General features: G+C 32.4%; 4 protein-coding genes and 1 pseudogene. All 5 read left to right on the top strand.

The window, feature by feature from the left end; translation table 11 throughout:
* Window positions 1–115 (top strand): annotated as a pseudogene (locus GTZ96_RS12470) (IS1595 family transposase); the annotation flags it as partial.
* An 828-nt stretch (window positions 116–943) separates the two neighbouring features.
* Complete coding sequence (locus tag GTZ96_RS12465) at window positions 944–2236, top strand: O-acetylhomoserine aminocarboxypropyltransferase/cysteine synthase family protein (RefSeq protein ID WP_161644244.1); 1293 nt, start codon at window positions 944–946, stop codon at window positions 2234–2236.
* A gap of 110 nt (window positions 2237–2346) precedes the next feature.
* Complete coding sequence (locus GTZ96_RS12460) at window positions 2347–3522, top strand: homoserine dehydrogenase family protein (RefSeq protein ID WP_317168904.1); 1176 nt, start codon at window positions 2347–2349, stop codon at window positions 3520–3522.
* A gap of 604 nt (window positions 3523–4126) precedes the next feature.
* The gene (locus GTZ96_RS12455; protein WP_181033185.1) at window positions 4127–4957 is read left to right on the top strand and encodes a zinc-dependent peptidase; all 831 of its coding nucleotides are present in this window, start codon (window positions 4127–4129) and stop codon (window positions 4955–4957) included.
* 288 nt (window positions 4958–5245) lie between these two features.
* Entirely contained in the window at window positions 5246–7966 is a 2721-nt protein-coding gene (locus GTZ96_RS12450) for a substrate-binding domain-containing protein (protein WP_161644242.1), read from the top strand.
* The last annotated feature ends 67 nt before the right edge of the window (window positions 7967–8033 follow it).

Here is an 8033-nt window from a genome sequence, read left to right as displayed (position 1 = left end):
TTTTAGGATAAACCGTTCTCAATTTAAAACAAGTATTTTTCATAAATCCATAGAAAGAATGGTGAATGCAAAACCGATTTATCAAAAAAACATAAAACAGATATTAAGTGTATAACTCAATAAATTTATTTAAAAAAAAGAAATTTTCTTTTCCCCGTCCTTAAAGGGCAATGTCATTAAGTTAAGGAATAGTAAATAAACCACCCCGCCTTTGCTTCGCCAGTTCGCTGTCGCTTGTGTCAGGCACCCCTCCAAAGGAGGGGAAGTCGCGTAATTTCCCCTCCTTTGGAGGGGTGCCCAACGGGCGGGGTGGCTTTTCTATATTCAGGAGGTTGTACTTTTTAACAGAATTAGTTCTTAACTTAGGGGGTGGGGAAGTTAATTTTGATGAATTTTAAACAGGCTCTTATAGATGGTTTATATCTATAAAATATTATTTTATGTTGTTTTTAAATTGGGACGCAATCCGTTTATAACCTTATTTTTAGTATTAAAGTCTATTGTTTTTATAGATTACTATTGTTTTTGTTAGAAATATTTTAATTGTAATTTACTGTATTTTAATTAGTTGTAATTTTTACTGATTCTTTTTTGAAAAATAAATAAAAATATTTTTTTGTAATTGAAAAATAGTTATACATTTGCAATGTGAGTTTTTTGATTTTAAAATCTACTAATTTTATAGATTTTATATAATTTAAAAAAATGAAAAACAAATTCATAAAAGTAGAGAAAAGATGAAATCAATTACAAAAACAATGAGACTGTGTTGTATGATGCCAATGTGCAGCACGGAAAGCTATTGCCTAAAACGGAAGATATAATCATAGTTCACTATGAAATGTAAAAGTCCTTTTGGTGAGCTGTCCAAAAGGACTTTTTTAATAAAAGCAATTTTCAATAAGAAATAAAATAATATTTAAAAATTAAAAACATATCAATCATGAGCACTCAAAAATTTGAAACAAACGCATTACACGCAGGACACGACGTAACAAAAAACGCAGGAACAAGAGCTGTGCCAATTTACCAAACAAGTTCTTACGTATTCAATAATTCGGACCACGCTGCCAATCTTTTTGGTTTGGCCGAAGCAGGATTTATTTACACGCGATTAAATAATCCAACAAATGATATTTTAGAACAACGCTTAGCAAAACTTGAAGGAGGAATTGGTGCAGTAGTTACTGCTTCAGGAACATCGGCAATAGCAACCGCCTTATTGGTTTTATTGAAAGCAGGGGATCACATAGTTGCATCCAATAGTTTATATGGAGGAACTTATAATTTGCTAAAAGTAACCTTGCCTAGATTAGGTATTACAACCACTTTTGTAGACGCGGCTGACCCATCTAATTTTATTAATGCAGCCAAAGAAAATACAAGAGTATTTTTTGCTGAGAGTTTAGGGAATCCAAAATTAGATGTACTGGATTTAAAGGCTATTTCGGATGTGGCTAAGCAATTTAAAGTGCCTTTTATTGTAGACAATACCGTGGCATCGCCTTATTTATTAAACCCAATTGAGTACGGAGCTAATATTGTTATTCATTCATTGACCAAATATATTTCGGGTAATGGAACTTCGCTTGGAGGTGTAATTATCGATGCAGGAAATTTTGATTGGAGCAATGGTAAATTCCCTGAATTTACGGAACCGTCTGCCGGTTATCATGGTTTAGTATATCATGAAGTATTAGGGAATGCCGCTTATATTGCAAAAGTGCGTATCGAAGGTCTTAGAGATTACGGGGCAGCCTTGAGCCCATTTAACGCTTTTCAGATTATTCAGGGATTAGAAACTTTGGCAGTTCGTGTTAAAAGACATAGTGAAAACGCATTGGCTTTAGCCCAATGGTTGGAACTTCAAAAAGAAGTGGCTTGGGTAAATTATCCAGGTTTAAAGGTGAGTAAGCAATATGTTCTGGCACAAAAATATTTACCAAAAGGGCAGAGTGGTGTTTTAACCTTTGGTTTAAAAGGAGGATTTGAAGCCGCTAAAAAGGTAGCTGATGGAGTGAAATTGTTTTCTCTTTTGGCAAATATAGGAGATACCAAGTCTCTGATTATTCACCCTGCCAGCACAACGCACCAGCAATTATCAGCAGAAGAACAAATTTCTACTGGTGTTACTCAGGATTTAATTCGCCTATCAGTAGGATTAGAAGATATAGAAGATTTAAAAGCCGATTTAAAAGAGGCTTTTGTACAGCTTCCGGTTGAAAAGTTAGTTTAGTTTGTTTTTGGTTTTTTTTTATAACTGCCCTCGTTGGTTAGTAGGGGGCAGTTAAAAAAAACAATAATACCGTTTGTTATTTCAAATTAGTCCAATATACATTGTACTAAATGAAATATACAACGGCATTATACCAAAACGATATAATAATTATAAATGGTATAATTAGTAATAGAGAAATCATGTCAGCAATAAGAATAAATGTAGTCCTTTTTGGAATTGGAAATATAGGGAGTGAATTGTTAAGTCAGGTCATTGAAAGCCAACGGTTTTTTCTTGAGAAAAGAAATATCGATTTGCGTTTTCCAATAATTACAAATTCTACATTAGCTTTCTTTGAAGAAGAAGGCGTTAAAAATAAATGGGAAGCCGATTTTACAAAATTGGCATTTCCGTATAAATTTCAGGACATATTGGATTATGTACAGGAAAAGAAATTAGAAAACCTAATTGCGGTAGATGCTACTGCCAGTTCTGAAATTATTAAAAATTATATTCCGCTTATCCAAAACGGTTTTAATATTGTGGCTGCCAATAAAAAAGCCAATACTTTACATATTGAGTTTTATAAAGAATTGCGTCGAATATTAAAAAAACACGATAAACTTTTCTTGTATGAAGCTACCGTTGGAGCTGGTTTACCCGTGATTAAAACCATTCGTGATTTGCATTTTTCAGGAGAAAAAATCACAAAAATCAGAGGTGTTTTCTCAGGATCATTGAGTTATATTTTCAATCGATTTTCGAATGAGGAGGAATATTTTTCGGCAATATTAAAAGATGCTGAAAAATTAGGCTTAACAGAACCGGATTCTCGTGAAGATTTAGCCGGAAATGATGTTGCACGAAAATTACTCATTTTAGCTCGTGAAATCGAAAACGAATTTGATTTTTCAGATGTGAAAATTGTGTCGTTATTGCTTCCAAATTTGAATGAAAACAATTCAAAAGCGGATTATACCCGCAACAAGTCGTTATTAGATAAGCCTTTTCGATTAGCCAAATTAGCGCAAGCAGAAAATAATGTGTTACGCTATATAGGCGAATTAGATATTGCAAAAAAAACATTGCAAGTAAAGCCGGTTTCGGTATCCAGAGACTCCGTTATAGGTCAGTTAAAAGGGGCAGATAATCTGGTTGAAATATATACTAAAAACAATGCAGAGCCTATTGTAATTCAAGGGGCAGGGGCAGGAAGACAGGTGACAGCAAGAAGTGTTCTTACGGATATTTTAGAAGTTGCAGAAAAAATCAAGCTTAAAGAAAGTGTTTTAGAGTTGATTTAACTCTTTGAGTATAATTTTTATTCTAGAAAAATCAATATAAAATGATATTTGTCTTTGCATTCAGCCATAAATCAAAACATTGTTGTTTTTGAGATTCAACTGTCCTTAGCTTCCGCAGTCGAGTGTCAAATGTTTGAAGAATACGTAAAAAGAAAAGCTGTTTGATCCGCCGCGGCGGAGAGTTCTTTTCTTTTAGACTCGAGCCGAAGGCGAACAGAGCGAAGCTAATTCGAAAACTAATTTGACCGACGAGGAAGCGCAAGACTTGAAATCGAAGATTCATGAATACCAAAAAACAATAAGAACGCATGAATATTTTTTTGTTTCTTTTTTGATCAAGCAAAAAAGAAAATTAATAAATCTATTTTTTCACTTTTAATAAAAAAGTCTATAGTAGTGTTTTTTGTGAAGTCCAGACACTTCGTGGCGGAACAAAAAATAATTTTACCCAATGGCTTAATAAAATATAAAATTCCGACTCTAAGTGTTAGAGTTGGAATCCTACGGAGGTTACAAATAAATTTAAAGCTTCAAAAATAATCAAGCAATTTTGGTTATTTTTGAAGCTTTATGTTTTAAATGGTATTAAAATAAAATGGCCTCAATGGATGTTAATGTATTGTTTAAAATTATACTGATTCTACTTTTTGGGATACTCGCTTTTCGGGTAATTGTATTTAGAATTATTGAACCTGTTTATGTATTAGCCTTTAAAAAGCCATTGTTTTTGTATGGATATCTTGTTCTTAAAAAGTTAAATGACATTCAAAAAGAAGTTTTAGAAAAAGAATTTCCTTTTTACCGGAGACTATCTATTAAAAAGAAACGCTATTTTGAACATAGAGTAAATGAATTTATAGGAAAATATGAATTCATAGGCAAAGACATTACCGTGACTGAAGAAATGAGAGTGCTTATTGCCGGAACTTATGTGATGTTGACTTTTGGAATGAGAAATTATTTGGTCAATCAGTTCTCAAGAATATTGATTTATGCTACCAATTATTATTCAACAACAAATGAAGCTTTTCACAAAGGAGAATTCAACCCAAGAATGAAGGTGATTGCTTTTTCCTGGGAAGATTTTGTTTTAGGGCATAGCACCTTGAATGATAATATTAATTTGGGATTACATGAGTTTTCACACGCCTTGCATTTTCATTGTCTCCAAAAAAGAGATCCCAGTGCGGTTATTTTTCGGGATGAATTTGATAAAGTGATACAATATTATAATGATGTTGATTTAAATGCCGAATTGAGAACCAAAGGCTATTTTAGATTGTATGCTTATGAAAACCAATTTGAATTTTTGTCTGTCATCTTAGAACATTTTTTTGAAACACCAGATGTTTTTAAAAAACAGCATCCTCATTTGTTTACTACGATTGCTACGATGATTAATTTCAAAGGGGATAATTTAATTATGCCTAATTGAAATTTAGTTTTGTATGTTATTTTCGTTACAATAATTAATTGCTAAATTTTGAAGTTGAATGATAAAAAAAATACTATGTTTTTTCTTGAGATATATAAAGTAGTATAGCTGCGTTTTTATATATTTGTTTGCAATTAGTGTTTAATTTTTGTTAAAAAGACAATTACTTCACGATTGAAATTATCCTGTTTCATCATATTTTTTGAACCGTTAAAAGTTTTAATATTAAAAGCAATTAAAACAAACGGTATTATAATCAGTCACTATCATTATTTAATTTATATAAATATGCTAAGAAAAGTCTCTTTCATTGTGATTTTAGGTTTTATAAGTGTCCTAAATTCATGTAAGTCATCAGAAGAAGACAAAGAGGAACTCTCAATCGGTTTTTCACAATGTATCAACCAAGATGTCTGGAGGATATCGATGAATCATGAAATGACCGTAGAGGCATCTCTTCATCCTGAGGTTAACTTAAAAATCTACAATGCTAATCGTAAAGTAAAAAAACAGATTCAGGATATTGAAAGGATGATTCAGAATAATGTGGATGTCATAATTGTTTCTCCTTTTGAATCGGATTCTATTGTCCCGGTAATAGAAAAAGCAGGTGTCAAGGGGATTCCTGTGATAATAGTAGACCGAAAAGTTAATACGTCAAATTATATGGCTTATGTAGGTGCTGATAATGTTGAAGTAGGGCGAATAGCGGGGAAACATATTGTTTCATTGTCTAAAGGGAATGCAAATGTTATCGAGATAAAAGGCAATTCTTCTACCTCCCCTGGTTTTGAAAGGAATTTAGGCTTTAGACAGGTTTTAGATAAATATCCGGGTATCAAAGTGGTTACTATGGAAGCGCGAAAGGATGAACTGGCCTTAGAAGGTTTTGTGGAAATACTCAACCGCTTTCCAAATATTAATTATATCTATGCGTATAACGACGTAATTGCATACCAAGCCTGGATGGTACTTAAGAAAAGAGGTTTAGAAAAAAAGATAAAAATTATTGGGGTTGATGGACTTAACGGGCCCACCGGAGGGCTTCAATTGGTTAAAGATGGAATTTTAGAAGGAACAGTTTTATATCCAACTGGGGCGGCAGAGGCGGTTAAATTAGCATTGAAAATTGCAAATAAAGAAATCGTTCCTAAAAATAATAAACTGAATACGATATTGATTGATTCTCTGAATGCGGATATCCTGAGCAATCAATTTGATAAAATAACTATCCAGCAATCGGATATAGAGCAACAACAAAGTGTTATTAAAAATCAGTCAATAAAATATTCAACTCAAAGTAATCTTATTAAACTTTTGATTTCTTTATTGCTAATTGTGTTGAGCCTTGCTATTTACAGCATTTATTCTGGAATTGTAATTCGTCGTAAGAAACAAGAATTAGAAGACACCAATAAAAAAATTAAGAATCAGAGAAATGAGATTAAGAAGTTTTCTAATGAATTAAAGCAAAGTAATGAGGCAAGATTGAGCTTTTTTACCGGTTTGTCACACGAGTTTAAAACGCCTTTGACGTTGATTTTGAGTTCTATAGAGTCTTTGGAAGCAGAATTCAAGAATAAGGGGGTTTCTGTAAATAAAGAAATCAATTTGATGTATAATAATTCCAGAAGATTGCTGCGTTTGATCAATCAGCTGCTGGATTATAGGAAAACAGAGGGACATAAATTTACATTAAGAGCATCTCAAACCAATCTATTGGATTTCTCCAAAAGTATTGTCTGTGATTTTGACCGGGAAGCAAAGAAAAAGAATATCGACTTTTCATTAACAACAACTAACCCCGAATTAGAGGTGTATTTGGATCGTAATTTAATGGATAAAGTGTATTTTAATTTGTTATCGAATGCCTTCAAATTTACTCCTGAAAAAGGAAAAATTTCGATTACCATTAAAGAAGATAAAACGAATAATATAGTTAAAATTCACTTTAAGGATTCAGGAATTGGAATCCCGGATAATGAATTGGGAGAAGTGTTTAATGCTTTTTATCAAGGTTCTAATAATTATAGAAACAGTTCCGGAATTGGATTGCATTTATCCAAAAATTTTGTTGAGCTGCACAAAGGAAGTATAGAAATTCATTCAAAAAATGGAGCCGAATTTATAATTACATTACCATTAGGAACGGCACATCTTGATGAAAAAGAGATAATAAAAGAGCCGGTTTTAGATTTTGTTCATCAATCGGATTATTTGGATTCAGAGGTGATTCAAAAAGTGGAGCCCAAAAATACTGAGGATAAATATTCCATCTTGTACATCGAGGACAATAAAGATCTTTCAGATTTTATTTCGGATAAATTTTCTACCGAGTATACTTTTTTCTCTTCTGATGGTACTGATGCCGTGGAGAAAGCTTTGGAGTTGATTCCGGATATTATTATTTGTGATTTGAATTTGCCGGAAATGAATGGTTTCCAAATTTGTGAAACACTAAAGAAAGATTTGAGAACTTCCCATATTCCTACTATTATATTGACTGCTTCAGATGATCAGGACTCTTATTTAAAGGCTTTGGATAGTGGAGCAGATATATTTTTGACCAAACCTTTTCATTTAAAAGTGTTGGCGCAGTCTATTAAAGGATTGCTTTTTAATAGAGAAAAACTACGGTTTTATTACACCAATAATATTGTAAATATTGAGGAAGGTGGTTTTGGTATTTCGGAACAGGATTTCCTTAAAAAACTAAATGAGTTAATCTGGAAAAACTTGGAGAATTCATCCTATACCGTTGAAGATTTAGCTCGGGATTTAGCGATTTCCCGTGTCCAATTGTACCGAAAAGTGAAAGCGATATTAGGAATCAGTATCAGTGATCATATCAATAATATGCGATTGGATAAATCCAAAGAACTGTTGAAAAAGTCAGATCAGACCATCTCGGAAATTGCGTATGCCGTTGGTTTTTCATCGCCCAATTATTTTTCGACTTCCTTCAAGAATAAATTTGGAATTTCTCCTAAAGAATATAAAAATATATAGTTGTCATCAGTTTTATAAAATGAACCTAAATCTATGGGTTGTTTTTTCAGACTTGAAAATTTTTAAA

This window comes from Flavobacterium undicola, assembly GCF_009909155.2.
GTDB classification, from domain to species: domain Bacteria; phylum Bacteroidota; class Bacteroidia; order Flavobacteriales; family Flavobacteriaceae; genus Flavobacterium; species Flavobacterium undicola.
Note: the sequence above shows the minus strand (reverse complement) of the source record. Positions and strands in the feature narration are given on the sequence as shown.

Excerpts from the sequence above, each read along its gene's own strand:
- GTZ96_RS12460 (WP_317168904.1), top strand. The coding sequence starts at position 2,347 with ATGAAATATACAACGGCATTATACCAAAACGATATAATAATTATAAAT.
- GTZ96_RS12455 (WP_181033185.1), top strand. The coding sequence starts at position 4,127 with ATGGATGTTAATGTATTGTTTAAAATTATACTGATTCTACTTTTTGGG.
- GTZ96_RS12450 (WP_161644242.1), top strand. The coding sequence starts at position 5,246 with ATGCTAAGAAAAGTCTCTTTCATTGTGATTTTAGGTTTTATAAGTGTC.
- GTZ96_RS12465 (WP_161644244.1), top strand. The coding sequence starts at position 944 with ATGAGCACTCAAAAATTTGAAACAAACGCATTACACGCAGGACACGAC.